Origin of the sequence: Stutzerimonas sp. VN223-3 (genome assembly GCF_045999685.1) — a bacterium.
Classification (GTDB): Bacteria; Pseudomonadota; Gammaproteobacteria; order Pseudomonadales; family Pseudomonadaceae; genus Stutzerimonas; species Stutzerimonas stutzeri_AR.
Genome location: NZ_RBEC01000001.1, coordinates 878,158 through 905,016 on the forward strand (window position 1 = coordinate 878,158; position 26,859 = coordinate 905,016).

The 26,859-nt window shown below is 58.9% G+C and carries 22 protein-coding genes, 1 tRNA gene and 1 pseudogene; 13 read left to right on the forward strand and 11 right to left on the reverse strand.

What is annotated here, in order from left to right:
* Positions 1 to 10 precede the first annotated feature (10 nt).
* From D7241_RS04090 to D7241_RS04105, 4 genes and pseudogenes are all read right to left on the reverse strand, one after another.
* Positions 11 to 238, reverse strand: coding sequence for a nucleotidyltransferase domain-containing protein (locus tag D7241_RS04090; RefSeq protein WP_408100408.1), 228 nt, complete (start codon positions 236 to 238; stop codon positions 11 to 13).
* Positions 235 to 581, reverse strand: a pseudogene (locus D7241_RS04095) (nucleotidyltransferase substrate binding protein). The gene D7241_RS04090 and the pseudogene D7241_RS04095 overlap by 4 nt, the downstream one beginning before the upstream one ends.
* 114 nt (positions 582 to 695) lie before the next feature.
* Entirely contained in the window at positions 696 to 1,652 is a 957-nt protein-coding gene (locus D7241_RS04100) for a hydroxymethylglutaryl-CoA lyase (RefSeq protein WP_408100409.1), read from the reverse strand.
* Between the two features lie 320 nt (positions 1,653 to 1,972).
* Positions 1,973 to 3,175 (reverse strand): CaiB/BaiF CoA transferase family protein, encoded by a 1,203-nt coding sequence (locus D7241_RS04105; RefSeq protein WP_408100410.1) that lies wholly within the window; start codon positions 3,173 to 3,175, stop codon positions 1,973 to 1,975.
* A 174-nt stretch (positions 3,176 to 3,349) separates the two neighbouring features.
* On the opposite strand from D7241_RS04105, the gene D7241_RS04110 reads away from it, so the two are divergent.
* Together D7241_RS04110 and D7241_RS04115 are read left to right on the forward strand one after the other, a co-directional pair.
* On the forward strand, positions 3,350 to 4,249 hold the full coding sequence (locus D7241_RS04110) for a LysR family transcriptional regulator (RefSeq protein WP_408100411.1): 900 nt from the start codon (positions 3,350 to 3,352) through the stop codon (positions 4,247 to 4,249).
* A gap of 146 nt (positions 4,250 to 4,395) precedes the next feature.
* The gene (locus tag D7241_RS04115; RefSeq protein WP_408100412.1) at positions 4,396 to 5,409 is read left to right on the forward strand and encodes a TRAP transporter substrate-binding protein; all 1,014 of its coding nucleotides are present in this window, start codon (positions 4,396 to 4,398) and stop codon (positions 5,407 to 5,409) included.
* Positions 5,410 to 5,498: 89 nt separating this feature from the next.
* Here the strand turns inward: D7241_RS04115 and D7241_RS04120 are convergent, their stop codons facing one another.
* Both D7241_RS04120 and D7241_RS04125 read right to left on the reverse strand, forming a co-directional pair.
* Positions 5,499 to 6,617 (reverse strand): DUF2254 domain-containing protein, encoded by a 1,119-nt coding sequence (locus D7241_RS04120; protein ID WP_408100413.1) that lies wholly within the window; start codon positions 6,615 to 6,617, stop codon positions 5,499 to 5,501.
* Between the two features lie 23 nt (positions 6,618 to 6,640).
* The gene (locus D7241_RS04125) at positions 6,641 to 6,850 is read right to left on the reverse strand and encodes a hypothetical protein (RefSeq protein WP_408100414.1); all 210 of its coding nucleotides are present in this window, start codon (positions 6,848 to 6,850) and stop codon (positions 6,641 to 6,643) included.
* A 249-nt stretch (positions 6,851 to 7,099) separates the two neighbouring features.
* Here D7241_RS04125 and acs point away from each other — a divergent pair, with 249 nt between their 5' ends.
* On the forward strand, positions 7,100 to 9,055 hold the full coding sequence (acs, locus tag D7241_RS04130) for an acetate--CoA ligase (RefSeq protein ID WP_408100415.1): 1,956 nt from the start codon (positions 7,100 to 7,102) through the stop codon (positions 9,053 to 9,055).
* A 49-nt stretch (positions 9,056 to 9,104) separates the two neighbouring features.
* Here acs and D7241_RS04135 read toward each other — a convergent pair whose 3' ends face one another.
* Both D7241_RS04135 and D7241_RS04140 read right to left on the reverse strand, forming a co-directional pair.
* A complete protein-coding gene (locus D7241_RS04135; protein WP_408100416.1) occupies positions 9,105 to 10,226 on the reverse strand; it encodes a mechanosensitive ion channel family protein in 1,122 nt (373 codons plus the stop codon).
* A gap of 142 nt (positions 10,227 to 10,368) precedes the next feature.
* Complete coding sequence (locus tag D7241_RS04140) at positions 10,369 to 10,722, reverse strand: rhodanese-like domain-containing protein (RefSeq protein ID WP_408100417.1); 354 nt, start codon at positions 10,720 to 10,722, stop codon at positions 10,369 to 10,371.
* Between the two features lie 474 nt (positions 10,723 to 11,196).
* On the opposite strand from D7241_RS04140, the gene D7241_RS04145 reads away from it, so the two are divergent.
* Positions 11,197 to 11,745, forward strand: a complete 549-nt coding sequence (locus D7241_RS04145) for a hypothetical protein (protein WP_408100418.1) — start codon at positions 11,197 to 11,199, stop codon at positions 11,743 to 11,745.
* A 170-nt stretch (positions 11,746 to 11,915) separates the two neighbouring features.
* Here the strand turns inward: D7241_RS04145 and D7241_RS04150 are convergent.
* A tRNA-Ser gene (locus D7241_RS04150) sits at positions 11,916 to 12,005 on the reverse strand.
* Positions 12,006 to 12,236: 231 nt separating this feature from the next.
* Between D7241_RS04150 and D7241_RS04155 the strand changes: the two genes are divergently transcribed.
* The 5 genes from D7241_RS04155 (at position 12,237) to D7241_RS04175 (ending at position 17,059) form a co-directional block, all read left to right on the forward strand.
* Positions 12,237 to 13,541, forward strand: coding sequence for an HD-GYP domain-containing protein (locus tag D7241_RS04155; RefSeq protein ID WP_408100419.1), 1,305 nt, complete (start codon positions 12,237 to 12,239; stop codon positions 13,539 to 13,541).
* A 130-nt stretch (positions 13,542 to 13,671) separates the two neighbouring features.
* A complete protein-coding gene (locus D7241_RS04160) occupies positions 13,672 to 14,367 on the forward strand; it encodes a crotonase/enoyl-CoA hydratase family protein (protein ID WP_408100420.1) in 696 nt (231 codons plus the stop codon).
* Positions 14,368 to 14,484: 117 nt separating this feature from the next.
* Complete coding sequence (locus D7241_RS04165) at positions 14,485 to 15,705, forward strand: aspartate aminotransferase family protein (protein WP_408100421.1); 1,221 nt, start codon at positions 14,485 to 14,487, stop codon at positions 15,703 to 15,705.
* A 69-nt stretch (positions 15,706 to 15,774) separates the two neighbouring features.
* Positions 15,775 to 16,062, forward strand: a complete 288-nt coding sequence (locus D7241_RS04170) for a topoisomerase II (RefSeq protein WP_019340650.1) — start codon at positions 15,775 to 15,777, stop codon at positions 16,060 to 16,062.
* A 10-nt stretch (positions 16,063 to 16,072) separates the two neighbouring features.
* Positions 16,073 to 17,059 (forward strand): succinylglutamate desuccinylase, encoded by a 987-nt coding sequence (locus D7241_RS04175; protein WP_408101186.1) that lies wholly within the window; start codon positions 16,073 to 16,075, stop codon positions 17,057 to 17,059.
* A gap of 156 nt (positions 17,060 to 17,215) precedes the next feature.
* Here the strand turns inward: D7241_RS04175 and D7241_RS04180 are convergent, their stop codons facing one another.
* Complete coding sequence (locus tag D7241_RS04180) at positions 17,216 to 17,578, reverse strand: YgaP-like transmembrane domain (protein WP_408100422.1); 363 nt, start codon at positions 17,576 to 17,578, stop codon at positions 17,216 to 17,218.
* 128 nt (positions 17,579 to 17,706) lie between these two features.
* Positions 17,707 to 19,740 carry a S9 family peptidase gene (locus tag D7241_RS04185; protein WP_408100423.1) on the reverse strand — a complete coding sequence of 678 codons (2,034 nt, stop codon included), beginning with the start codon at positions 19,738 to 19,740 and terminating at the stop codon, positions 17,707 to 17,709.
* Positions 19,741 to 20,196: 456 nt separating this feature from the next.
* Between D7241_RS04185 and fadB the strand changes: the two genes are divergently transcribed.
* The 4 genes from fadB to topA all read left to right on the forward strand — a co-directional run bounded on the left by fadB (position 20,197) and on the right by topA (position 26,765).
* The gene (gene fadB, locus D7241_RS04190) at positions 20,197 to 22,344 is read left to right on the forward strand and encodes a fatty acid oxidation complex subunit alpha FadB (RefSeq protein WP_408100424.1); all 2,148 of its coding nucleotides are present in this window, start codon (positions 20,197 to 20,199) and stop codon (positions 22,342 to 22,344) included.
* Positions 22,345 to 22,361: 17 nt separating this feature from the next.
* On the forward strand, positions 22,362 to 23,537 hold the full coding sequence (gene fadA, locus D7241_RS04195) for an acetyl-CoA C-acyltransferase FadA (protein WP_408100425.1): 1,176 nt from the start codon (positions 22,362 to 22,364) through the stop codon (positions 23,535 to 23,537).
* Positions 23,538 to 23,616: 79 nt separating this feature from the next.
* A complete protein-coding gene (locus D7241_RS04200) occupies positions 23,617 to 23,844 on the forward strand; it encodes a DUF1653 domain-containing protein (protein ID WP_408100426.1) in 228 nt (75 codons plus the stop codon).
* 311 nt (positions 23,845 to 24,155) lie between these two features.
* Positions 24,156 to 26,765, forward strand: a complete 2,610-nt coding sequence (gene topA / locus D7241_RS04205; protein WP_408100427.1) for a type I DNA topoisomerase — start codon at positions 24,156 to 24,158, stop codon at positions 26,763 to 26,765.
* Positions 26,766 to 26,859 lie beyond the last annotated feature (94 nt).

Consider the following 26,859-nt stretch of genomic DNA (forward strand, 5'->3'; position numbering starts at 1 on the left):
TAGGGATAGATCAATTGTAGGGTAGAAGCAGGTCATCCAATGCCAGCTCGATGTCGAGCAGCTCCTGGTATGAGAGCTCATCGCCTATCAGGGTCAAGTCTATGTCTGAACCGGGCCGGTAGCTTCCTTTGGCGCGGGAGCCGTAGAGGATTGCTTCGCTAATTTTGGGAAAATGGCGAAGCGTTCTCCTGATCGATTGAACATCCCCGTTGGATAGTCCCGAGTGCTCCAGCATCATAGGGTTGACTCTACCCGGCTGGTCATCGTTTGCTCTAACGCCTTTAGTAGCGGTTGGTGTTGCAACTCGATATTCCTCAAAATCGCCTCGGCCGTTTCCTCGTTGTATGTATGACATGTACGGTTGCGGTCTGTGAGCATTTGCATCCAGGCATGACCGTCAGTGATCAGCCCTTGCTGAACACTTCTCGAATGGTATCGCGTGAGCCAACGATGCCATCGATTCCTTGCCAGACAAGAAAGTCCTTCAGTGTGTTCCAGCCCAGCTCATAGCAGTATTCGAAGCCTTGGATAGCGCCTTGTTTTTCCAGTTTCGATAGTTCTCGTTGCTGCATGAGTTCCATCGCTTCATCGAGCTGCAGCAGAGCCTTGCGGAAGTTGGCTAGGCGTTACTGCCAGCGCATGTCAATGTTGTCCATTCGTGGAGCCCTAGGTTCGTTTGGGCCTATGCTACAACGTCATTGTCGGCAGGGCCTATTGGGGGCAGCTGCTTGCTGCATCCACTCTGGCTTCGGATAACGGCGGTCCGCTTTGCCAGCTTTGAGCATGGCTCCTGGCACATCATGGCCGACCAGCTCTGGCAGGCTGGCAGCGCACTGCAGCAGTTTGTCCAGATCGACACCGGTGTCCATACCCATGCGCTGAAACATGTGTACCAAGTCCTCGGTGCAGATGTTGCCGCTGGCGCCGGGGGCGTAGGGGCAGCCTCCAAGGCCGCCGAGCGAGGCGTCGAAGCGGTCGATGCCCGCATTCAGCGCGGCCAGCGCGTTTGCCAAGCCCATTCCGCGAGTGTTGTGGAAGTGCGCGGTGAACACTGCTTCGGGCCAGTTGCTCAAGACTTTGCGACAGATGCGCTCGACCTGTGCTGGGTCGGCCATACCGGTGGTGTCGCAGAGGGTGATGCCCTGCACACCGATATCCAGCAGGCGTTGCATCAGCTCGTACACGCGGGGCTCGGGGATCTCGCCTTCGAACGGGCAACCGAAGGTGGTGGACAGCGATGCATTGATGAAAACGCCGCTGCCCCGGGTGACTTCAATGATTTCTTGGAACTGTACTAGCGATTGCTCCGGTGTCATCCGCAGGTTGGCCATGCCGTGCGTGTCGCTGGCGGACATGACCAGATTGATCTCATCCACCTCGCATGCGACGGCGCGTTCACAGCCTTTCACGTTGGGTACCAGTACGGTGTATTCGACGCCCGGCACTCGGCGGATACCGCGCATTACCTCTTCGGCGTCGCGCAGGTTGGGGATGGCTTTAGGCGAGGTGAAGGAGGTGACTTCGATCTTCGCCAGCCCGGTTTCGGAGAGGCGATCGATCAGGGCGATTTTGTCTTCGGTTGGGATGAAGTTCGGCTCGATCTGAAAGCCATCGCGGGTCGCGACGTCCTGGATGTAGAGGCGTTTTGTCATGATGTCTCCGTTGGTGGCGAGCGATTTCTTTGATGGTCCCCCACGCAGAGCGTCGGAAACATCGATAAGCGCGGAGCAGCGAGTTTGTTCGCGAATCTTTGCGGTCCCATTCGCCAGCAAGCTGGCTCCTACAGGTCGTTCATGGCTTTGATCGTTCCGATTCGTCGCGTGGGGACAATAAAGTGCCCGCTGGGCAACGCACGGATGGTGGGCTAAAGCCCACCCTACAATTAGTGGGGACGGTTTCGAAGCAAGCTCGCTCCTACAGCAGGGCGGGTGCGTTGCTCCCGTAGGAGCGAGCTTGCTCGCGAACAGCTACATCAGACGATCCCGCGCTCACGCAGCCCCTGGACCTGCTCGTCGGTCAGGCCGAGCCCGGCCAGTACATCTTCGGTGTGCTCGCCCAGTTGTGGGCCGCCGGTTCCGATGCGGCCCGGTGTGCGGCTGAGTTTGGGTAGCACGCCTGGTACTTTGAGCGGCCCGGCGAAGGTCTGGACTTGCTCGATCATCTGCCGCGCCAGGTAATGCGGGTCCTTGACGATATCGGCGGCGGTGTAGGGATAGCCGGCCGGGACGCGTGCGCCTTTGAGCGCCTCGATAACTTCGTCGCGACTATGCTGCGCGGTCCACTCACCAATGGCGGCATCGATCAGTTCGGCATGCTGGGCGCGACCGTCGTTGTGGGCAAAGCGCGGGTCGTCGGCTAGATCCGGACGGCCCATCAGTGTCATCAGGCGCTTGTAGATGCTGTCGCCATTACCGGCGATCAGTACGTACGCGCCGTCGTTGCACAGGTAGGAATTGGAGGGCGTGATGCCGGGCAGGGCGCTGCCGGCTGGCTCGCGGATATAGCCGAAGGCGTCGTACTCGGGCACCAGGCTTTCCATCATGGCGAATACCGATTCGTACAGTGCAACATCGATTTCCTGGCCCTTACCGCTGCGGTTGCGCTCCTGCAGGGCGAGCAGCACACCGATTACGCCGTAGAGCGAGGACAGCGAGTCGCCGATGCTCACGCCCACACGTACCGGCGGCTGACCGGGATAGCCGGACAGGTGTCGTAGCCCGCCCATGGCCTCGCCGATCACGCCGAAGCCGGGCAGGTCGCGGTAGGGGCCGGTTTGACCGTAGCCGGAGATGCGCAGCATGATCAGCCGCGGATTGAGTTTGGCCAGTTCGTCCCAGCCAAGGCCCCAGCCTTCGAGCGTGCCGGGTCGAAAGTTTTCGACCAACACGTCCGCTTCAGCGACCAGCTGGCGAACGATTTCCTGACCTTCGGCGGCCTTCAGGTCGAGAGTCACCGACTGCTTATTACGCGACTGCACATGCCACCAGAGCGAGGTGCCGTCCTTGAGCTTGCGCCACTTGCGCAGTGGATCGCCAACAACAGGCGGCTCGATCTTGATCACCTCGGCGCCGAACTCACCGAGCATTTTGCTGGCGAACGGGCCTGCGATCAGCTGGCCCATCTCGATGACCTTGAGGCCCTGCAGCGGCAAGCTGTTTACATTCGTGTCGTTCATCCCACACCTGTGCCGGGTCGATTCATGGACGAAGAATGACTGAGAGCCGGTCGGCGGACAATTGCCGAATAGCCAAGGATGGTTTCGTGGAATGCGAAGGCTGTTAACGGATGCCTTTCTGAACGGGCCGGTTTATCGTTGGCGCTTCGTCACTTGCGAATACGAGAACCAACCATGCGGCGTGTCGATTTCGTTACCTTGCGCCTTTTTGTAGCCATCGCCGACGAGCGCAGCCTTACCCGAGCCGCCGAACGCGAGCACCTGGCGCTCGCGGCTGTCAGCAAGCGCATCAGCGACATAGAGGGCCAGCTCGGCGTGAGCCTGTTATATCGCCAACCCAAGGGCGTGGAACTGACGCCCGCCGGCCACGCATTGCTGCACCATGCGCGCAACCTGCTCGACGGATTGCAACAGATGGATGCTGATCTCAGTGAATTCAGCCAGGGCGTGAAAGGGCATGTTCGGATCCATGCCAACACCTCGGCGGTGATCGAATTCCTGCCCGAGGATTTGAGTGCCTTCGCTCGTTTGCATCCCGAAGTAAAAATCGATCTGGAAGAGCGCGTCAGCAATGACACCTTGCGTGCCCTACGCGAAGGACTGACGGATATCGGCATCTTCGCTGGCCACATGCCGGTCGAAGATCTTCAGGTGTTCGGCTACCGCGAGGACCGGCTGGTACTGGTTACGCCGCGCAAGCATCCCTTGGCGACGCTGGAAGGCATCGCTCTGCGCGATGCAGCCGGTTTCGATTTCATCGGCCTGCAGCAGGATGCTTCGCTGCATGCGCTACTGCAGCAGTCAGCCCAGCAGATGGGCATGCCGTTGCGGCTGCGCATTCAGGTGCGCAGCTTCGAGGCGATCTGCCGGATGATTCACACCGGTATGGGCATCGGTGTGCTGCCCGAACAGGTGGTGCGCAATTATTTGCCGGCGCTGGATGTGGCGATCATTCCGCTGACCGATCCCTGGGCACGACGCGAATTGAAGATTGGTGTGCGTAGCGTTGAAAGCCTTTCGATCACGGCGCGGCAGTTGCTGGAGCACCTCACGACTCGCGAAGGCAATCGCTGAAAACAGGCTGTATACGGCGTGGTTTCGTCCCGGCCTTCGCGAGCAGCGAAGCCTCGCTTGCTCAAATATGAATGTCAGTGGGAAACGACGCCGGCTAGAGTCCAGTCAGCTGCATGGCTCACACAACTACAAAACGGAGCTTCCCCATGACACGACTCACCCGTGGTATCACCCGTCTGCTCGCCGTTTCGGCACTAGTCACCGTATTCAGTGCTCAGGCCGAATCGGAGACAAGCGCACCTATCCTGATCAAGTTCTCTCACATCACCGCGGACAGCACGCCCAAGGGGCAGGGAGCGTTGATGTTTCAAAAGCTCGTCGAGGAGCGCCTGCCGGATCAGGTCAAGGTCGAGGTTTACGCCAACTCGTCGCTGTATGGCGATGGCAAGGAAATGGAGGCTCTGCTGCTGAATCAGGTACAGATGCTCGCCCCGGCGCCATCGAAACTCGAGCAATACACCAAGCAGTTACAGCTGTTCGATCTGATGTTCCTCTTCGATGACGTGGCCGCCGCGCAGCGCTTCCAGCAATCGGACAAAGGCAAGGCCATGCTCAAGTCTATGGAGGACAAGGGCATCACTGGCCTGGCCTACTGGCTCAACGGCATGCGCCAGTTCACCGCCAACAAGCCGTTGCGCGAGCCGGCCGACGCTCGTGGGCTCAAGTTCCGTGTGCAGCCGTCGGATCTACAGGCCGCTCAGTACACCGCGTTGCGCGCCGTGCCGCGCAAGATGGCTTTCGCCGAGATCTACCAGGGTTTGCAGACCGGCGTAGTCAATGCTCAGGACAACCCCTGGTCGAACATATATAGCCAGAAGTACTACGAAGTGCAGCCGTACATGACCGAGTCCAACCACGGCATCGGCAACTACCTGCTGATCACCAACACCCAGTTCTGGAACGGCCTGCCGGCTCCGGTGCGGACGGAGCTCGAAGACATCATCGAGGAGGTTACCGCCGAGGTGAATCGCCAGGCCGAAGCACTGAATGAAAAAGCCAAGCAGAACATCGTCGACACCGGCAAGAGCGAAATCCTGGTGCTGACCGAAGAACAGCGCAACGCCTGGCGCGACGCGGTTCGTCCGGCCTGGAAGAAGTACGAAAATGAAATCGGCGCCGATCTGATCCAAGCCGCCGAAGCGGCGAATCAGGGGCAGTAATCCCATCCTACGGAGCGGCCGGGCAGGCATAGGGATGGGTCGGGCCGCGCAGGTGAAACCCATCGCTGCCTGATAGCACCTGTCACTGGCTAGGTCACGCTCAGCTCCGGATGTGGTTGGCGTTCTCTGTCGATTGGTAGAAGCGCTACCACGGGATTTTCGCCGTGGAGTTTATTCAGCCGCTCGAGCACACCATTCACTGCGTGCCGATCGCGCAGGTTCTCGACTTTCGCATCGGCTTCATCTCGCAAGGCATGGATTTCATCGTGAAGCGCCGCCAGCTGCTCCGCGTTCGGGTGGTCGTGCAGGGCATTCTTCAAGCACTGCAATAGCGTGATCAGCACCTGCGGATCATGGCTACCGTAGACGCGGATCGGGGCTATTACGGCTTGGAGCATGCGCTGCATGCCCAGCTGCGGGTAAAAGAGGCGCGGCCGGCCATTGTCGAAACAGCCGATGTCGTAAGGCAGCACGCCGCTGAGCCGCTTCAGTAGTACGCCTATTAGATTAACCGCACGCATCGCCGTGCCTGGGTCGTTGATCGCCGGGCTTATCGCCTTGACCGCAATCTCCGCGATCTGCCGCATGCCGTAGGAGACGTTGGCGCCGGCAAACTCGTTGTTGTGAAAGTTGAAGCAGTCCAGCACTTCGGTTGCTTCCTCGTCGCTGAGTGGCTCGTTGAATGTGATCAGCGGATGGCCTACGACAAGAAAGAAACCCGGCTCCACCTGGATCATGGCGACCAAGTCGCGTTTGCTCAGTATTTTGCCCAGGCGCCGTTCGTTTACTTCGCGTAAATAGCCGGGTTGGCGTGCGGGCAGGCACCACCAACCCGTGGTATCGGGAATCTCGACGATGTCGGCGAGGCGTCGTTTACGCTTTTCCAGATTGGCCAATGCGTCGCAGTAAAGCTGACTGACGATCCAATCGACCTGAATCGATTGCGAAACCGAGCGGATAAACACCACGAACAGCGCCATGCAGGCCATGCCGAACATCAATGCAAGTGGCAGTCCGAGCGTGGGAATGCTGGCCGGATCGTTCTTGTCCAGGGTACCGATCATCAGCAGGAAATAGAGCGTGCTGCCCAGATAGATGCCAAGAATCACTTGATTGCGCCTATCGCTGATCAGCCCCGGCAGTACACGCGGTGACAGGCGCGCGGCGGCGCCGTTGAGCACAACCATCACCATCGAAAAGCTGAACACGGTGAGCGAGATGATGCCGGTGATCAGCGTCCCGAGGATTTCGCGCTGTTGTCGGCATCGATCAGGCCAGGCGGCAGGTCGTCGCGTAGCGTTTCGGCAATCCGGGTCGACTCGAATGCAAGTACCAGAGCCGCTACCAGAACATAAGCGCTGGCGATAAGGACCGGATACAAGGCGATGCTTTCGCTGAGGCGTTTGACGATACGAAAGAACACGTTGGCTGGATTTGTCATCTCGAATCCCTGGCGCGGAGGGCGTTGGCCCTGACGCTCGTATGACCACGTCGGGCTGCGAAGTGCGTCCTGGCCGAAGCGTCTATGCTCTACCGAGAAAAGCGTTTGCCGGAGGTTCGCAAGCCAACGGAACGCTTAGACCCCACGTAGCTCGAACGTGAGGTTTGCAGGCGCCTGGTTTGATTCGTATGGTTCGCCTGTGAGACAGGATTCGAAACGATAACAAGACCGACGAGTGAGGTATTGCCCATGAGCGCTACGTCCCTGTACCCCGTGAAACCGGAAGTCGCGGCTCGGTCGCTGACCGACGAGGCCGCCTACAAATCGATGTATCAACAGTCGGTGGTCAATCCTGACGGCTTCTGGCGCGAGCAGGCGCAGCGCTTGGACTGGATCAAGCCTTTCTCGCGCGTCAAGCAGACGTCCTTCGACGACCATCACGTGGATATCAAGTGGTTCGCCGATGGCACCCTGAACGTTTCGGCGAATTGCCTCGATCGCCATCTCGAAACGCGTGGCGACGAGATCGCGATCATCTGGGAAGGGGATGATCCGTCCGAGCATCGATCGATCACCTATCGCGAGCTGCATCACGAGGTCAGCAAGTTCGCCAACGCGTTACGCGGGCAGGATGTGCACCGGGGCGATGTAGTGACCATCTACATGCCGATGATTCCCGAGGTGGCGGTTGCGATGTTGGCATGCGCGCGCATCGGCGCGATTCATTCGGTGGTGTTCGGTGGTTTCTCGCCGGAAGCCTTGGCCGGGCGGATCATCGACGGCAGTTCCAAGGTAGTTATTACGGCCGATGAGGGGCTGCGCGGCGGCAAGAAAATACCGCTGAAGTCCAACGTCGACGAGGCGTTAACCAACCCACAAACCCGTTGTGTGCAAAAGATCATCGTCGTGCGCCGCACTGGTGGCGAGATCAAATGGAACCAGCATCGCGACATTTGGTACGACGATCTCATGCGCGTGGCAGGCGATGTATGCGCGCCGAAGGAGATGGGTGCAGAGGAGCCGCTGTTCATCCTGTATACCTCCGGCTCCACCGGCAAGCCCAAGGGCGTGATGCACACTACGGGCGGCTATTTGCTCTACGCCGCGCTCACTCATGAGCGGGTCTTCGATTACCGGCCCGGTGAGGTCTACTGGTGTACCGCCGATGTCGGCTGGATTACCGGCCACAGCTATATCCTTTACGGGCCGCTGGCCAATGGTGCGACCACGCTGATGTTCGAGGGCGTGCCGAACTATCCCGATGTAACGCGGATCGGCAAGATCATCGATAAGCACAAGGTCAATATCCTTTATACCGCGCCCACGGCGATCCGCTCGATGATGGCCGAAGGCAACGCAGCGATGGAAGGTGCCGATGGTTCGAGCCTGCGGTTGCTTGGCTCGGTGGGCGAGCCGATCAACCCCGAAGCCTGGCACTGGTATTACGAGACGGTGGGCAAGTCGCGTTGCCCAATCGTCGACACCTGGTGGCAGACCGAAACCGGCGGTGTCCTCATCAGCCCATTGCCTGGTGCTACCGCATTGAAGCCGGGCTCCGCGACACGGCCGTTCTTTGGTGTGGTGCCGGGGCTGGTGGACAATCTCGGCAACCTGCTCGAAGGCGCCACCGAGGGCAATCTGGTGATTCTCGATTCATGGCCGGGACAGATGCGTAGCATCTATCGGGACCACGACCGCTTCGTCGATACCTACTTCAAGACGTTCCGCGGCATGTATTTCACCGGTGACGGTGCGCGCCGTGACGAGGACGGCTATTACTGGATCACCGGTCGGGTAGACGACGTGCTGAACGTTTCCGGCCATCGCATGGGTACGGCGGAAATCGAAAGCGCCATGGTGGCGCACCGCAAAGTGGCCGAAGCGGCGGCAGTCGGTGTACCGCATCCGCTCAAGGGGCAGGGCATCTATGTGTACGTGACGTTGGTGTCAGGCCAGGAGCCGTCCGATCAGCTGCGTCAGGAATTGCAGCATTGGGTACGTAAAGAGATCGGGCCGATCGCAGTGCCGGACGTTATCCAGTGGGCCCCGGGCTTACCCAAGACGCGCTCGGGCAAGATCATGCGACGCATCCTGCGCAAGATCGCCGCAGACGAATATGATGCCCTGGGTGATATCTCGACGCTGGCTGACCCAGGCGTGGTACCGCAACTGATAGAAACCCACAAGCAGATGCGCCCGCGCTGATCTGTTCCTCGCGGTGCCGGGCAGAAACGCCCGAGCACCGCGAACTCGGTCAGCCGTTAGGCAGCGCGGCGCGAGGCTCTTGATTGGCGGCGGGTTTGTCCTTCGGCATACCGGCCACGGTGAGTTCCGGAAAGCTCCCGCCGATAAATTCGACGCTTCGAGTCGGAAAGGCGAACTGCACCTCCATTTCCCGGATACCGTCCATGAGCTGCAGATTGATCTCCTGCTGGGTGTCCATGTACTGGTTGTAATCCGCTGTCTGCATGATGTAGACGATTTCGAAGGTGAGCTGACTGTCATCGAATGCCAAGAAGTGCGCCCGGTCGAACTTGGCATTTTCAACGCCATCGATGATCCGCTTCACCAGCGCGGAAACTTCTCGCACCTTTTCCGACGGCGTGCTGTAGGTGATTCCGAACTTGAACACGATCCGTCGTGTGTTCATGCGCTTGTAGTTATGCAGGATCTGCTTGAGCAGGTCGGCGTTGGCGCAGACGATCTGCTCGCCGCTGAGCGCCCGGATACGCGTGGTTTTCAAGCCGATGTGCTCGATATTCCCGGCAACATCGCCAAATACGACGAAGTCGCCGATCTCGAAGGGTTTGTCCACGCCGATGGACAGGGAGGCGAAGATGTCGCTGAGCAGCGTCTGCACCGCCAGTGCGATCGCAATACCGCCAACGCCGAGGCTCGCGACCATAGCGGTGATGTCGACGCCCAGATTGGCCAGGATCGAAAGGAGCATCATGGTCCAGATAACGATGCGGATCATGATGCCGATGATGGTGGTGGTGACAGGGTTTCGCGCCTTGCCGTCACGGGTTAGGCTTTCCATCCATAGGCGAACGGCTGTATCCATCCAAAGCGCGATCTGGAACGCCAGCGCTATGAACCAGCCGTGCGACATTGCTGATTCCCAGCGATCGGGCAACTGGACGATTTTCAGGCTGATCAGCAGCGAGAGGGCAATCAGCAGCAGATGGCTAGTGCGGCTGAGCATCTCCGCGGCAATAGCCGGGAAGCCACTCGGCGAGCCTTTAGCCATCTTTCGCAAGCGATTGGTGATGACCCGCAAAATGGTTTGCAGCACCAGATAGCTGACAAGAGTAACGCCAACGATTATGGCGATGTTGATCCACAGCGTTTCGTTCAACATCACGTCCCAATTCATCAGTTCGAGTCCTCCGAGGGTTGGCGCGACCAGGCGCTGAAGCAATGGCTACTTTTTCAGTAGCCGCTGCCACGCATTAGTTCCCGCGTTGACCGAGGAGGAGAGGCGAAACTATGAGGCTGGAACGAGTATTGCCGCGCAGTCAGCGCGGCGGAACGGCCTGCTTCAGATCGTCATAACCGCCGGCATTGATGACTTGGCTGTATCCCAGCTGTTGAAGTAAATCCTGCGCAGCGGAGGAACGGCGGCCGGTGCGACAGTAGAGAATGACCGGAGCGTGTTTGTCGGGTGCGACATCGGCGATGCGCTCGGCAAGGTCTTGGGTCTCGATACGCGTTGAGCCGGGCAGGGCACCCTCGGAGTGCTCCTTCGCTGTTCTAACATCGATCAATATGCTGTCGGGACGCTGCAGTGCCGCCAGCGCGGCTGAGTTGTCGATATCGCCAGCGATTGCCGTGGTGGTCGATATCATCAAGAGCAGAAGCAATCGGAACATACGTTCCCTCTTGGCCGCCTTGTTTCGGGCGGTCAGCTGATCAGACGGGTCAGATTCGGCAGAATCAGAATGACCGCCGTGGCGAACAGGATCAGTGTCGCCTGCCTGAATTTCTTGTGTTTGAACATGATTAGCGGCCTTCACTGTGTTCTGGCGCGAAGTCCCGGTTGGCCGGATTATCCCGTCACCCCTTGCCGAAAGAATTGCGTACCCGATGATTTGGGATGCGCTGCACGAGATTGATCAACGCGGCACTGGTCTGGTCCGCCTTCCAGACGTACTGGCCTCATGATCGCTGTTTCCCCGAATTTGGAGTCTTCCTTTTAAACAAATCTCAAGCAATTTACAGACCAGTGCAGGCACGCGCGCTGGTATACGCATCCGACAATGGCTGAGTGGCATGCTTGTTCAAACGCGTGCAGCTACGCGGTTTCTGTTGTCTATTGATGTGAACGTTCTTTACTGGAGGCACATATGAACAGGCTTGGCTTTCCGGCATTGCTGCTTGCTCTGGCTGTTTCAGGCGTGGCGGATGCCGAAGAAGAGAACATGACCCTGCAACAGGAGCGTGACCAGATAGGCGCAGACATGGAGCAGAATCGCCAGCAGATTGGACGCGAGATCAATGCCGTCCGCGAGCCTGGCATATCCTCTGGGTCGACCATTGAGCCGGGCGCAGCAGGCTCGGCCCGTCCGAATAATTCGGTTGGCACCCGCGCAACGCGGCCTGGACAGGCCCCGGCTGGCAGCGCCAGTAATCCGGGCATCACGCAACCGGGCGATGACGACGGTCCGATCACGACCACTGGTCCGGGAAGTTCTACAGTCGAGCCTGGCAGGCCAACAACTACCGGCACGCCGATTGATCCCAGTCGTAATGGTGGTGCCAATGGAAACGCCAGGCCTGACGGCGGCGCAGCTACGGGTGAAATCGGAACATCCGGCGGTAACGGAGTCGGGGGCGCTGGTACCGGCGCAGCGGGTTCAGGAGGATCGGCTGCTAGCGGCGCGGCCGGCAACTGACTAGCCGGCGGACAGGCATTTGCTGCACGGGCCCTATAAAGGGCTATGCTTGATTGTATGATTGCCCGGTCAAAGGGCTGAGTGGGGGCTCGTAGTGCTCGGCGCTTCCGGACGGGGCTCCGGGCAGCAGCAACGAAAAAGCCCCGATAATCGGGGCTTTACGTTTGATTTGGCGGTGAGGGTGGGATTCGAACCCACGATACGATTTCTCGTATACACACTTTCCAGGCGTGCTCCTTCAACCGCTCGGACACCTCACCGGATCTCAACGGAGTTGATATCCGTCGAGGCGCGCTAATGTAGCCGAAGAGCTCTTAGATGGCAAAAAGTTTTTTAGTTTTTTCATGTGCTTAACGCACCGTTGGAATACTGGCAAAGTGGTGATCGTAATGAACCTATCGTTTCTCTAGGGTTCTCAGCTGCAATTGGCAAACGGATCGCACGTCACTGGGATCGAGCGTAGTGAATATGAAGAGCCAGGACAGGCTTTGATGAAGTTATTCAAGAACAAGCGCAAGCGGCCGGATGTAATAGAGGTCGCTACGAAGCGCCGCCTTCACGTCAGTCATCTCGAACTTGGCATGTATATCTGCGAGTTGGATCGGCCGTGGCGTCAGACGGATTTTCTGTTCCAGGGGTTTCCCCTGCTTAAAATCGAACATATCCAGGCGGTGCGTGAGCGTTGTGACTACGTTTTTGTCGACGACACTCGCCGGGTTCTGCTCGATCAGGGGCAGATGATCGTGCCTTCGGCAACGCCAATACGCGTCAATCGCACGATGAACCGTATTCCGCTATCGCTTGAAGTCCATGAAGCCCGCGAAGCCTATCGCAGTAGCGCGCTAGTGCTGGATCAGGTGCTGCTGGATGTCCAGCAAGGTCGAGCGATCGATACCAAGGCCTGTCAGACACTGGTTACACGCAACTTGGAAAGCATGTTGCGCAATGAGAGCGCCATGCTCTGGTTGACTCGGCTGAAGTCGCAGGATGTCTATACGAGTCTGCACTGCCTGTCCGTCTCCATTCTGGCGATGGGCTTTGGTACCCACCTCGGGCTGCCTGATGAAAAAATCGAGCTGTTGGGAATCGCCGGGTTGCTGCATGACGTGGGCAAGATGAAGATCGATCCCACCATCCTCAACAAGCCGGGCAAGCTCACCCAGGAAGAATTCGAACATATCAAGCTGCACCCGACTTTTGGATATCAGGCGCTACGCAGCCAGGAAGACATTCCCGCTGCTGCTGCCCAGGCGGCGTATGGACACCATGAGCGACTGGATGGCAAAGGTTATCCGCTAGGCCTGGATCAGTATCAGATCCCTTTCACTACGCGGATCATCACCATTGTCGATGCGTTCGACGCGATCACCAGTCATCGCACTTACGACGACGCGCGACCGATCCAGGCGGCGTATGACGTCCTGCGTAGCGGTGCTGGCAAGCAGTTCGACGAAACGCTGGTTCAGGAATTCATTCGCTGGCTAGGCGTGTTCCCGGTCGGTACGCTCGTCGAGCTGCACACTGGTGAGGTGGCGCTGGTGCTGGAGAAGCATCAGCAGCTGCATTTACGCCCCAAGGTGGTAGTCATGCGGGACGCCGAGAAGAAGCCTTGCGAGCCGCGTTATCTGGATCTTTCACAGCTAACCGTCGACGCTGACGGAACGCCTTACCGGATTCGCAGCGGTATCTCCGATGGATCCTACGGCCTGTTCATCGCCGATCCGCAGTTACAGACCATCTTGCATCCCGAACTACTGGCAATACTGGAGCTTGAGCCGGAGACGGCCGAAAGCTGAGCCAGCCCCTATGTGTGCGGCTTTTTAGGGATATGAATCTTTAAATCATGACTTGCCAGTCAGTCACGGCGCTTTACCTGGAGGGTTGTGCTGAGTAACGTCTGCCGACTTCTAACAAGGAATATTCGTCATGAGTGATCTGGTTTCCTACGAACTCGAAGACGGCATCGCCACCCTGGCCCTGAACAACGGCAAGGTCAATGCGCTGTCCCCAGCGGTATTCGACGCACTCAATGCAGCGTTCGATCGCGCCGAGCAGGACCGCGCCGTAGTGATTCTCACCGGGCAACCGGGAATATTGTCTGGAGGCTACGATCTGAAGGTGATGACGTCTGGCCCAGAAAACGCCATTGCGCTGGTGACGACCGGCTCGACCTTCACGCGACGGATGCTCGCTCATCCCTTCCCGATCATTGTCGCCTGCCCGGGTCACGCCATCGCCAAGGGTGCGTTTCTACTGCTTTCGGCCGACTACCGTATCGGCGTCGAAGGCGCTTTCAATATCGGCCTCAACGAAGTCCAGATTGGCATGACGATGCACCATTCGGGCATTGAGGTAGCGCGGGATCGGCTGACCAAGCCGGCGTTTCAGCGTTCGGTAATCAATGGCGAGATATTCAATCCGCAGGCGGCGCTCGAAGCCGGCTTCCTCGATAGGATCGTCCCGGCTGGTGAGCTGTTGGACGTCGCCAAAGCGACCGCGGCCCAATTGAAGAAGATCAACATGACGGCCCATAAGAACACCAAGCTCAAGGCCCGCAAGGCGCTGCTGGAAACGCTTGATCAAGCCATCGTGCTGGATCAGCAGCACTCGATCGTATCCTGAAGAGAATTTTCGACGGACCGCCCATTCCTGGCGGACCTGCGTTTAAACTGCGCTTGCAACGCCCCGCCATGGCGGGGCGTTTTTCATTCTTATTCGCCGCATCGCAGGAGAGTCCTGATGTCCGCCCCGCACACCCCGGTAGAACGCGCTGATTTCGACCAGGTCATTGTTCCCACTTTCGCTCCAGCCGCTTTCATTCCGGTGCGCGGCCAGGGTTCGCGAGTTTGGGATCAGAGCGGGCGAGAGCTGATCGACTTTACCGGCGGCATCGCCGTGAATGTGCTCGGCCATGCACACCCAGCGCTGGTAGCTGCGCTGACAGAGCAGGCGGGCAACCTCTGGCATATCTCCAATATCTTCACCAACGAGCCGGCGCTGCGCCTGGCGAAGAAGTTGGTGGCGGCGACCTTTGCCGACCGGGCATTTTTCTGCAACTCCGGCGCCGAGGCCAACGAGGCGGCGTTCAAGCTGGCTCGTCGCTATGCCCACGATAAACATGGGCCGGAAAAATTCGAAATCATCTCGGCGGTGAACAGCTTCCACGGCCGCACTCTGTTTACCGTGACCGTTGGTGGTCAGCCGAAATACTCTGACGGCTTCGGGCCGAAGATTCAGGGCATCAGCCATGTGCCGTACAACGACCTGGACGCGCTCGCCACCGCGATCTCGGATAAAACCTGCGCGGTGGTGCTGGAGCCAATTCAGGGCGAAAGCGGCGTTCTGCCTGCTGACCAGGCCTATCTGGAAGGCGCTCGCAAACTCTGCGACAAGCACAACGCGCTGCTGATTCTTGATGAGGTACAGACTGGTATGGGTCGTACCGGTGAGCTATTCGCCTACATGAATTACGGTGTCACGCCGGATATTCTGACCAACGCAAAGAGCCTTGGCGGCGGTTTCCCGATCGGCCTGATGCTGACCACCAATGAGATCGCCGCGCATTTCAGCGTCGGTACCCACGGCACCACTTACGGCGGTAATCCGCTGGCGTGTGCGGTGGCAGAGGCGGTGGTCGATATTGTCAACACTCCCGAGGTGCTGAACGGCGTTAAGGACCGGCACGAGCGCTTCAAGAGCGGGCTGCTTGAAATCGGCCAGCGTTACGGGCTGTTCAGTCAGGTGCGTGGCATGGGAATGCTGATCGGGTGTGTACTCAACGATGCATGGAAAGGCCGCGCAAGGGACATCTTCGATGCCGCCGAGAAGGAGGCTTTGATGATCTTGCAAGCCGGCCCCGATGTGATCCGCCTGGCCCCCAGCCTGATCATCGAAGAGGCCGACATCGCAGAAGGTCTTGCTCGTTTTGAGCGCGCCGCAGCGAAACTTACCCAAGCCTAACCTAGGCCTATGATTCCGGCAGGGCGGTTTTTCCGTCCTGTCTTCTTCACTTCATCGAGAACATTGACCATGAGCGATAGCCTGCAACTGATCTTGGAAGACGTAGACGGCACCCAGCTGGAGACCTCCTGCACCCGCTTCGCCGTCATGTGGCAGGGCCGTGAAGTCTGGATTCAGCAGGTCGGCAATAATCAGCTAATGATTGGCGTCGACGTCGAAGATGGCGACACCGAATATGCCAATCTGCTGCTGCGTCCGCTCGCGACTAACTTGGTCAGCCTCGAGCTCGAGATGGAACCGGTCGAGTCCGCCGACGATGATCACGTTCATGGTCCGGACTGCAACCACGATCACTGATCGCGTCGACATGCTCTCGCTCGGTGGGTTACTGGAGCTGACTCTGGCCGGGCGCGAGCCCCTTGAGAAGGTCCAATGGACGACTGACGGAGCCAAGCTGCGATGGCTGGGCGAAGGTGCGCTTGAGGTAACGCCGGCTGCCGGCCGGGATGCTGGTTTGGATCTGGTGTTGTCTGCTGGTGTACACGGTTGTGAAATCATCCCGATTGAACTGCTTGACCGCCTGGTGCAGGCGATCGGGAGCGGCGAGATCTGTCCTCGTGTGCGCTTGCTTCTGCTGTTCTGCAATGTGCCAGCGATGCGTCAGGGCGTGCGTCTGATTGGCCGGGATCTGAATCGGCTCTTCTGCGGTGCACACGAGGATGATTCGAGCGAAGAGGCGCGGCGCGCTTCGCAGTTGGAAGCGCTGGTGGCGGGTTTCTTCCATGATCCGGATCGCCGACGCTGGCACTACGATCTACATTCGGCCATGCGCGCATCGAAGTTGCCGCAGTTCGCCGTGTGCCCATGGGTGGCTGGGCGCGAAGTTTCTGAGGAAAGCCTACAACGCCTTCAGCATGCAGCGGTTGATGCAGTGCTGCTACAGGAAAAGCCGTCCTCGACCTTCAGTGCTCATACGGCGATACGCCACGGCGCTGAGGCCTTTACCCTGGAAGTGGCAGAAGCGCCAGGCGGCGTCTGGCCTGATTGCCTCGGTGAGTTTCTACAAGCTGCACAATGCTGGATCGAGGCGACTGAGCCGTCACAGAAAAGACCGGTACGACCGTTGATGAAGTTCCGGTTGGCCAGGGAAATTATCAAGCGCAGCGAACAGTTCGTGCTGCGTCTGCCGGCTGGTATCGACAACTTCACGCCCGTATCGCCCGGTACCTTGCTGGCCGAGGATGGCGATGAAGTGCGCTGGGTGGTCGAAGAGCTGAGCGCGCGAATTCTGTTTCCGATGGCCAGTGTCGCTATCGGCGAGCGTGCCGGCTTGATCGTCGTGCCCCTCAACTGAATTATGCTGCCGCTTTACAAAAAGCGGCTCGGTTTCGAATTTGGCCGTTTTGATTCCTGAGGGGCCCGACTCTGGGGCGGAGCTTTTACCTTTGAGCGGGCGGCAAGAAGTTATCACCGTGGGGCGCGCTTCCCACTGAAGCGCGCCGGCTAGCGGTCAGACGCCGGTCGGTGGGTTGGTGAGCGAATCGTTACCAGTCACTGTTGCGGTTCCGGTGGCTGCCTGAGCATTTGCCTTCAGGCGTGCCTCGTCTGTTTCGCTGCGCTCCAGCGGCATACTACGGGAATTGCCTTCGGCCATTTTTGCCTGCTCGTTCACCTCGCAGAGGACCCGTTTGGCTTCGCAGTGGCCAGATACTCCTCGCGCGAGCGCCATGCCGCCCATGGCGAGTTGAAGCAGACCGCCCAGGCCGCCACGTCCGAGCCCTTTGCCAAGGAAATACAGCCCGCCAGCGATCGATGCTGCGCGTTCCCAACCGTGCACGTTTTGCGAAGCCTGATGTGACGATGTCCTGTTCATGGGTAATCACTCCGAAACAGTGGTGTGAATAAATGACCCCGGCGCCTAGAGCCCGTTCCCACCGCAAGTCGGCAATCTGCACCGCCATATAACTGCGGGGTGCGCCACGCAGGCCCACCCCGTCACCCTTAGCGCGCCGCCATTCCGAATACCTTAAGCACGAACGCATATTCCAGCGCGACATCCTTGAGTGCCTGATAGCGCCCACTCATGCCCCCGTGACCGGCGCCGAATTCCGTCTTGAGCAGAAGAAGGTTGTCGTCGGTCTTGCTAGCGCGCAGTTTGGCTACCCATTTCGCCGCTTCCCAGTACTGCACCCGGCTATCGTTGTAACCGGCGACGGCGAGCAGCGCTGGATAATCCTGGGTGCGGATATTTTCGTACGGCGCGTAAGCCTTGATGCGCGCATGCACATCCGGGAGGTTCGGGTCACCCCACTCGTCATACTCGGTAACGGTCAGCGGCAGGTCGGCGTTGAGCATGGTGTTCAGCACATCGACAAAAGGCACTTCGGCGATTGCCGCGCCGAACAGGTCCGGGCGCAGATTGAGCACGGCACCGATCAGCAGGCCGCCAGCACTGCCGCCGCTGATAGCCAGCTGTTGCGGTGATGTGTAGCCATCGGTGACCAGCTTTTCCGCGCAGGCAATGAAGTCGCTGAAGGTATTCGGTTTGTGCTCCAGCTTGCCGGCGCGATACCAGGCCTCGCCTAGATCGCCGCCGCCGCGTACATGGCCGATGGCGAAGACGAAGCCACGGTCGAGCAGCGATAGCCGTGCGTGGGAAAACCAGGGATCCAGGCTGTGGCCATAGGCGCCGTAGCCATAGAGATAAAGCGGGGCGGGTTTGCCGAAGGTTTCGCGACGGCCGACCAGGCTGATCGGCATCTGGGTTCCGTCTGCTGCGGTTACCCAGATTCGACGGCTTTCGTAGGCGTCGGCATCGAAGGGGCCTTCGACAGGGGTTTCCTTGAGTACCTTCTGTTCGCCATCGGCCAGATTCAACTGCCGAATCTGCGCGGGGCGATTGAGCGCCTCATAGCGCAGGCGGATGACGGCGCTGTCGAACTCAAGGGTGTTGTGCACGTGCAGGCTGTAAGCCGCATCCGGTAAATGCACGCGATAAGGTGCGCCGCCCTGCGGTCGCACTTCGACTATCGGCAGGCCGGACTCGCGCAGGCTGAGCGTGATGGCGCTGGCATTCAGGCTGACGTCTTCGAGCATCACCATTTCCCGGTGAGCGATCAGTTCTTTCCAATGCTCGCGCTGCGGTGTGCTCTCAGGCGCTTGATATAGCGCGAAGTTGATTCCGGTCTGGTTGCTGCGAACGAGCCAGCTCCACTGGCCGTCGAGCAGCCCGTGATCGGGGTAATACTCGTGATCTTCCTGGCGCGGTGCCAGGCAAACCCAGCGGCCGTCGGGCTCATCGGCCGAAAGCACCCAGGCTTCGCTGGTGGTTTTGCTGTTGGACAGAATTATTAGCTGACGCTCGGAGCTGGCCCGATAGCAGTGGACGAAGTAGCGGCCGTCGGGATCGTGATACACCTCTGTGCAGTCCGTTTCGCCAAGGCGATGACGGTAGATTTTGTGCGGGCGGTGGGTGTCGTCGAGTTCGCCAAAAAACAAGGTTTGATGGTCGTTGGCCCAGGTCATGCTGCCGTCGCAATCATCGAAGGGCAGGGCGGTGACTTCACCCGTGGCGAGATCCTTTACGAATAACCGGTAGATCTCGTCGCCCTGGGTGTCGAGGCTGTAAGCCAGCTTGCTGTGATCCTGGCTGACGCTGAATGCGCCGAGCGAGAGAAAGCCGCCTGCCGCCAGTTCGTTGGGGTCGAGCAACAATTGTTCGGCGTTCTCGTCCACGCTGAACGAGCCGTCCATCGGTCGTGGGCAGCGGTAATGGCGTGGATATTCATCACCTGCGGTAGTGCGCTGATAATAGAGCCAGGCCCCCCACGGCGAGGGTAGCGAAAGGTCGGTTTCACGAATGCGACCTTTGATCTCCTGAAACAGCGCCTCGCGTAACTCGGCCTGATCAACGAGCTGACTTTCCAGATAGGCGTTTTCAGCCTTCAGGTAATCGAGCACGTCGGGCGCGTCGCGATTTTCCAGCCACTTGTATGGGTCTTGGCCGTTATCGACTCGGGCAATGGGGGCGGACATTCAGAACTCCTGGAGCGCGGCGGCTTACAGCTGCGTGAGGATTGCGGGCGGCCAGTGTACAAGGCGCATCGTCAGTTTGTGACGGTGCTGACCGTCACGGGTTCACTGGCGTCACCGCTCAGATCATCTGCGTGAATGGGCATCGATGGGCCAAAACGATACATCACGCGCCGCACGAGCCGGGGTCTTGGCTAGTCTTACTGGTCTGATTCCTGGGCGGGCGCACTCGAACGGTATGTTGGCCGATTGACAACGGATCGCTTTTCCATGAAGGTGTGCTCACCCAAATCAAACGGGCGTATGAATCGAGCGTTTGCCACGCAAACGCCGTCAGCCCGGCTTATCGTGTCGGTGGGTGTCGTTTCACCGGGTGTCGCTACACCAGTATCGGTGACGGTCTTCGGACCGAAGACGTGCGACACGTAACGTTCAGCTTCCATACCTGGAGATCAGTTGATGATTTACGAAGGTAAAGCCATCACGGTTAAGGCTCTTGAGAGTGGCATCGTCGAATTGAATTTCGACCTCAAGGGTGAGTCCGTCAACAAGTTCAATCGCCTCACTCTCAATGACCTGCGCCAAGCCGTTGATGCCATCAAGGCCGACGCTTCGGTAAAAGGCGTGATCGTTACCAGCGGCAAGGATGTTTTCATCGTTGGCGCCGACATCACCGAGTTCGTTGACAACTTCAAGATGCCGGACGAAGAACTGGTAGCCGGCAACCTCGAAGCGAACAAGATTTTCAGCGATTTCGAAGACCTTGGCGTTCCGACTGTCGCTGCCATTAACGGTATCGCCCTGGGTGGCGGTTTCGAAATGTGCATGGCTGCTGACTATCGCGTCATGTCCACCGCAGCCAAGGTTGGTTTGCCTGAAGTCAAGCTGGGCATCTACCCAGGCTTCGGCGGTACCGTACGCCTGCCGCGTCTGATCGGTGTCGACAACGCGGTCGAGTGGATTGCTTCCGGTAAAGAAAATCGCGCTGAAGATGCGTTGAAAGTTCGCGCCGTCGATGCGGTCGTTGCCCCTGATCAGCTGCAAGCCGCTGCTCTGGATCTGGTCAAGCGCGCCATCTCCGGTGAGCTGGACTACAAGGCCAAGCGTCAGCCCAAGCTGGACAAGCTCAAGCTCAATGCCATCGAGCAGATGATGGCCTTCGAGACCTCCAAGGGTTTCGTCGCCGGTCAGGCTGGCCCGAACTATCCGGCCCCGGTCGAAGCGATCAAGACCATTCAGAAAGCCGCCAACTTCGGCCGTGACAAGGCCATCGAAGTCGAGGCCGCCGGCTTCGTCAAACTGGCCAAGACCTCGGTCGCACAGAGCCTGGTCGGCCTGTTCCTCAGCGATCAGGAGCTGAAGAAGAAAGCCAAGAACTACGACAAGCAGGCGCGCGAAGTGAAGCTGGCTGCTGTGCTTGGTGCTGGCATCATGGGTGGCGGTATCGCCTATCAGTCGGCTGTCAAAGGCACGCCGATCCTGATGAAGGACATCCGCGAAGAAGGCATCCAGATGGGCTTGAACGAGGCCTCCAAGCTGCTCGGCAAGCGCGTCGAGAAAGGACGTCTGACCCCGGCGAAGATGGCCGAAGCCCTCAATGCGATTCGCCCGACCACCTCCTATGGTGATTTCGGCAACGTCGACATCGTCGTCGAGGCCGTGGTCGAGAACCCGAAGATCAAGCAGTCGGTGCTGGCTGAAGTGGAAGGCCTGGTGCGTGAAGACGCGATCATCGCCTCGAACACCTCGACCATCTCCATCAGCCTGCTGGCTCAGGCGCTCAAGCGTCCGGAAAACTTCTGCGGCATGCACTTCTTCAACCCGGTACACATGATGCCGCTGGTGGAAGTCATTCGTGGTGAGAAGACCAGCGAAACCGCGATCGCCACCACCGTTGCCTACGCCAAGAAAATGGGCAAGAGTCCGGTCGTGGTCAACGATTGCCCGGGCTTCCTGGTCAACCGCGTGCTGTTCCCGTATTTCGGTGGCTTCGCCCGTCTGGTCAGCGCAGGCGTGGATTTCGTTCGCATCGACAAGGTGATGGAAAAGTTCGGCTGGCCGATGGGCCCGGCTTACCTAATGGATGTTGTAGGCATGGACACTGGCCACCATGGCCGTGACGTCATGGCCGAGGGTTTCCCGGATCGCATGAAGGATGATCGCCGCACTGCGGTTGATGCCTTGTACGACGCTAATCGCCTGGGCCAGAAGAACGGCAAGGGCTTCTACAGCTATGAAATGGACAAGCGCGGCAAGCCGGCCAAAGTGGTCGACCCGAGCGTCCAGGAAGTGCTGGCACCGATCGTCTACGAGCAGCGTGAAGTCACCGACGAGGACATCATCAATTTCATGATGATCCCGCTGTGTCTGGAAACGGTCCGTTGCCTGGAAGACAAGATCGTCGAAACTGCCGCCGAAGCCGACATGGGCTTGATCTACGGCATCGGCTTCCCACCCTTCCGCGGCGGTGCACTGCGCTATATCGATTCGATCGGTGTTGCCGAGTTCGTGACATTGGCCGACAAATACGCCGACCTGGGCCCGCTGTATCAGCCGACTGCCAAGCTGCGTGAAATGGCTGCCAACGGCCAGCGCTTCTACGGTTAATCGAGGAATAGAGAGATATGAGCCTTAATCCGAGAGACGTCGTCATTGTCGACTTCGGCCGTACCCCGATGGGTCGTTCCAAGGGCGGCATGCACCGCAACACCCGCGCTGAGAGCATGTCCGCGCACCTGATCGATGGAGTGCTGGCGCGCAATCCGAAAATCGATCCGGCGGAAGTGGAAGATGTGATCTGGGGCTGCGTCAACCAGACCCTGGAACAGGGCTGGAACATCGCCCGCATGGCGTCGCTGATGACCCGCATTCCGCACACCAGCGCCGCGCAGACCGTCAGCCGCCTGTGCGGTTCGTCGATGAGCGCGCTGCATACTGCCGCTCAGGCGATCATGACCGGTAACGGTGATGTGTTCGTTGTCGGTGGTGTTGAGCACATGGGCCACGTCGGCATGATGCACGGAGTCGACCCGAACCCGCAGCTGTCGCTGTACGCCGCCAAAGCGTCCGGCATGATGGGCCTGACCGCTGAAATGCTGGGCAAGATGCACGGCATCACCCGCGAGCAGCAGGACGCGTTCGGTGAGCGTTCTCACCGCCTGGCGCACAAGGCGACCGTCGAGGGCCTGTTCAAGGATGAAATCATCCCGATGCAGGGCTATGACGAGAACGGTTTCCTCAAGATTTTCGACTATGACGAGACCATTCGTCCGGAAACCACGCTGGAAAGCCTCGCGGCTCTGAAGCCTGCCTTCAATCCCAAGGGCGGCACTGTAACGGCGGGTACGTCCTCGCAGATCACCGATGGTGCGTCCTGCATGATCGTGATGTCGGCACAGCGGGCACAGGATCTGGGGATCCAGCCGATGGCCGTGATCCGCTCCATGGCGCTGGCCGGTGTCGATCCGGCGATCATGGGTTACGGCCCGGTGCCGGCCACCCAGAAGGCGCTCAAGCGTGCCGGTCTGACGATGGACGACATCGATTTCGTCGAGCTCAACGAGGCGTTCGCGGCTCAGGCGCTGCCTGTGTTGAAGGATCTTAAATTGCTCGACAAGATGGAGCAGAAGGTCAACCTGCACGGCGGTGCCATCGCGCTGGGCCATCCGTTCGGTTGCTCAGGCGCACGTATCTCCGGCACGCTGCTGAACGTGATGAAGCAGAACGGCGGTACCCTTGGCGTATCCACGATGTGCATCGGCCTGGGTCAAGGTATCACCACGGTGTTCGAACGCGTCTAAGCTGTTCGGGACAAGGAAGCCGGGGCCTCGTGCCCCGGTTTTCATTTTTATAGGTAGTTGTTTTTCCAGAGGCAGTGTCATGCAGGTTATGCCCGGTCGTTATCGTCACTATAAGGGACCCGAGTATCGGGTATATGCGGTCGCCAGACATTCCGAGACAGAAGAATCCGTGGTGTTCTATCAGGCGCTATACGGGGATTTCGGCCTTTGGGTACGCCCGCTTTCAATGTTCACCGAAACGGTAGAGGTCGACGGCGAAACGCTTCCCCGTTTCGCTCTGATTGAAGCCGAACCCAGCCGTTTTTAAGCGCTGTTTGGGCAAGCTGGCTTAACCCTTGCGCTTGACCTCAGCTCTACCGCCACTATATATAGCGGTGCTTTTCGGACAGAGTGAAAGCGACTCCATTCTGTTTCGGACGGTACAAAATCATCAGGCAGTGATGCTGCCAACGGATTTTGACCGTGGGTACGAAGGATTTTCCGGAGCATACGAGTGCTCTGTGCAGCTCTGGAACGTGCTGCTTCGCTTCTTTCTGGCAGCCTGCGCATCGCATACGACGTTACGCGCTGCCGATCAAATTTCTCAGTTCACCTCTCGATTCAGGAACTCTCCTCTCCATGGGTAAATCGCTGGTCATCGTGGAATCACCGGCCAAGGCCAAGACAATCAACAAGTATTTGGGCAACCAGTACGTGGTGAAGTCGAGTATCGGCCACATCCGCGACCTTCCTACCAGCGGTTCTGGTACTCGCGAGCCGGCCAAGCGTGGCAAGGCTGCGGCTGCCGAGGCACCTGCGCTCTCGCCCAAGGAAAAGGCCAAGCGCCAGTTGTTCACCCGTATGGGCGTCGATCCGGAACATGGCTGGAAAGCCAAGTATGAAATCCTGCCGGGCAAGGAAAAAGTGATCGACGAGCTGCGTCGACTGGCCAAGGAAGCCGACACCATCTATCTCGCGACCGACTTGGATAGAGAGGGGGAGGCGATCGCCTGGCACCTGCGCGAATCGATCGGCGGCGAAGACAGCCGCTACAAGCGCGTTGTGTTCAACGAGATCACCAAGAAAGCGATTCAGGAAGCGTTCTCCAAGCCGGGCGATCTCGATATCAATCGGGTCAACGCCCAACAGGCGCGGCGCTTTCTCGATCGCGTGGTGGGCTATATGGTCTCGCCATTGCTGTGGTCAAAGATCGCCCGCGGCCTTTCGGCCGGTCGGGTACAGTCGGTTGCCGTGAAACTGGTGGTCGAGCGCGAGCGTGAAATTCGTGCGTTCGTCCCGGAAGAGTATTGGGAAGTGCACGCCGATCTCGCCACGGCTGGCGATGCCAAGGTGCGATTCGAGGTTTCCCGCGAGAACGGCGAAGCCTTCAAGCCACTCAACGAAGCCCATGCCATGGCTGCGCTCGAGCAGCTCAAGGATTCGAGCTACAGCGTCACCAAGCGTGAAGACAAGCCAACCAGCAGCAAGCCTTCTGCACCGTTCATCACCTCGACCCTGCAGCAGGCGGCGAGCAACCGGCTCGGTTTCGGCGTGAAGAAGACCATGATGATGGCGCAGCGGCTTTACGAAGCGGGCTACATCACTTACATGCGTACCGACTCGACCAACCTATCGGCCGATGCGCTGGCCATGGTTCGCGGCTTCATCGAAGATGAGTTCGGCAATAAGTACCTGCCGGAGAAGCCTAACTTCTACTCCAGCAAGGAAGGCGCGCAGGAAGCGCACGAGGCGATTCGCCCTTCGGACGTCAACCTGCGCCCGACGCAGCTTTCCGGCATGGAGCGCGACGCAGAGCGTCTTTACGATCTGATCTGGCGCCAGTTCGTGGCCTGCCAGATGCCGCCGGCGCAGTACCTGTCCACCAGTGTGACCGTGACGGCAGGTAATTACGAGCTGCGTGCCAAGGGTCGCATTCTCAAGTTCGACGGTTACACCAAGGTCATGCCGCAGCAGAGCAAGAGCGGTGAAGACGACGTATTGCCGGATATGAACAAGGGCGACGGGATGAAGCTGATCAAGCTCGACCCAAGCCAGCATTTCACCAAGCCGCCGGCACGTTACTCCGAAGCAAGCCTGGTCAAGGAGATGGAAAAGCGCGGTATCGGTCGTCCGTCCACCTACGCGGCGATCATCTCGACGATCCAGGACCGTGGCTATGTTTCCCTGCATAACCGCCGGTTCTATTCGGAAAAGATGGGCGACATCGTTACCGAGCGCCTCTCGGAAAGCTTCAACAACCTGATGGACTATGGCTTCACCGCCGGGATGGAAGAGAATCTCGACGATGTCGCTCAGGGCGAGCGCGAGTGGAAGCACGTGCTCGACGAGTTCTATGGTGATTTTCGCAAGAAACTGGAAATCGCCGAATCCAGCGATACCGGCATGCGTGCCAACCAACCGACCCTGACCGATATTCCATGCAAGGTGTGTGGCCGGCCGATGATGATTCGTACGGCTTCCACCGGCGTGTTCCTTGGCTGCTCCGGTTACAGCCTACCGCCGAAAGAACGCTGCAAGTCGACGGTCAACCTGATACCGGGCGACGAGATTGCTGCCGACGATGAGGGCGAGTCCGAGTCACGTGTGTTGCTTGGCAAGCATCGCTGCCCGATCTGCAGCACGGCGATGGATGCCTATCTGCTGGACGAAACCCGCAAACTGCACATTTGCGGCAACAATCCCGACTGCACCGGTTACGAGATCGAGCAAGGCCAGTACCGCATCAAGGGCTACGAAGGCCCGAGTCTCGAGTGCGACAAGTGCGGCAGCGAGATGCAGCTCAAGACGGGCCGCTTCGGCAAGTTTTTTGGTTGCACCAATGCCGAGTGCAAGAACACACGCAAGTTGCTCAGAAGCGGCGAGGCGGCACCGCCGAAAATGGATGCGGTGAAGATGCCGGAACTCAAGTGCGAGAAGGTCGACGATACTTACGTGCTGCGCGACGGTGCATCGGGCCTGTTCCTGGCAGCCAGTCAGTTCCCAAAAAACCGCGAGACACGTGCGCCGCTGGTGCAGGAGCTCATTCCGCACAAGGATGAGATCGATCCGAAGTACTACTTCCTGCTCGATGCGCCAAAGAAAGATCCGGAAGGCCGCCCAGCCGTTATCCGCTTCAGCCGCAAGACCAAGGAGCAGTACGTGCAGACGGAGGTCAACGGTAAACCGACGGGCTGGAAGGCGTTCTTCGATGGCGGCAAGTGGAAGGTGGAAGACAAAAGCACCAAATAGGTTAAAAGCCGATAAGGGCGCTTGAGGCTGTGGGCTGGAAGGAAAGCAGCCGGCAGTCTCGATGTTCAGCTGGCGATTCCTGCACCTGCCACCA

Bases quoted from the DNA above. Each gene is read 5' to 3' on its own strand.
- acs (WP_408100415.1), top strand. From the start codon at position 7,100: ATGAGCGCTACGTCCCTGTACCCCGTGAAACCGGAAGTCGCGGCTCGG.
- D7241_RS04180 (WP_408100422.1), bottom strand. From the start codon at position 17,578: ATGAACAGGACATCGTCACATCAGGCTTCGCAAAACGTGCACGGTTGG.
- fadB (WP_408100424.1), top strand. From the start codon at position 20,197: ATGATTTACGAAGGTAAAGCCATCACGGTTAAGGCTCTTGAGAGTGGC.
- D7241_RS04165 (WP_408100421.1), top strand. From the start codon at position 14,485: ATGTCCGCCCCGCACACCCCGGTAGAACGCGCTGATTTCGACCAGGTC.
- D7241_RS04155 (WP_408100419.1), top strand. From the start codon at position 12,237: ATGAAGTTATTCAAGAACAAGCGCAAGCGGCCGGATGTAATAGAGGTC.
- D7241_RS04170 (WP_019340650.1), top strand. From the start codon at position 15,775: ATGAGCGATAGCCTGCAACTGATCTTGGAAGACGTAGACGGCACCCAG.
- D7241_RS04185 (WP_408100423.1), bottom strand. From the start codon at position 19,740: ATGTCCGCCCCCATTGCCCGAGTCGATAACGGCCAAGACCCATACAAG.
- D7241_RS04090 (WP_408100408.1), bottom strand. From the start codon at position 238: ATGATGCTGGAGCACTCGGGACTATCCAACGGGGATGTTCAATCGATC.
- D7241_RS04125 (WP_408100414.1), bottom strand. From the start codon at position 6,850: ATGACAAATCCAGCCAACGTGTTCTTTCGTATCGTCAAACGCCTCAGC.
- D7241_RS04105 (WP_408100410.1), bottom strand. From the start codon at position 3,175: ATGAACGACACGAATGTAAACAGCTTGCCGCTGCAGGGCCTCAAGGTC.
- D7241_RS04140 (WP_408100417.1), bottom strand. From the start codon at position 10,722: ATGTTCCGATTGCTTCTGCTCTTGATGATATCGACCACCACGGCAATC.
- D7241_RS04160 (WP_408100420.1), top strand. From the start codon at position 13,672: ATGAGTGATCTGGTTTCCTACGAACTCGAAGACGGCATCGCCACCCTG.
- D7241_RS04145 (WP_408100418.1), top strand. From the start codon at position 11,197: ATGAACAGGCTTGGCTTTCCGGCATTGCTGCTTGCTCTGGCTGTTTCA.
- D7241_RS04135 (WP_408100416.1), bottom strand. From the start codon at position 10,226: ATGAATTGGGACGTGATGTTGAACGAAACGCTGTGGATCAACATCGCC.
- D7241_RS04100 (WP_408100409.1), bottom strand. From the start codon at position 1,652: ATGACAAAACGCCTCTACATCCAGGACGTCGCGACCCGCGATGGCTTT.
- D7241_RS04175 (WP_408101186.1), top strand. From the start codon at position 16,073: ATGCTCTCGCTCGGTGGGTTACTGGAGCTGACTCTGGCCGGGCGCGAG.
- D7241_RS04200 (WP_408100426.1), top strand. From the start codon at position 23,617: ATGCAGGTTATGCCCGGTCGTTATCGTCACTATAAGGGACCCGAGTAT.
- D7241_RS04110 (WP_408100411.1), top strand. From the start codon at position 3,350: ATGCGGCGTGTCGATTTCGTTACCTTGCGCCTTTTTGTAGCCATCGCC.
- fadA (WP_408100425.1), top strand. From the start codon at position 22,362: ATGAGCCTTAATCCGAGAGACGTCGTCATTGTCGACTTCGGCCGTACC.
- D7241_RS04115 (WP_408100412.1), top strand. From the start codon at position 4,396: ATGACACGACTCACCCGTGGTATCACCCGTCTGCTCGCCGTTTCGGCA.
- topA (WP_408100427.1), top strand. From the start codon at position 24,156: ATGGGTAAATCGCTGGTCATCGTGGAATCACCGGCCAAGGCCAAGACA.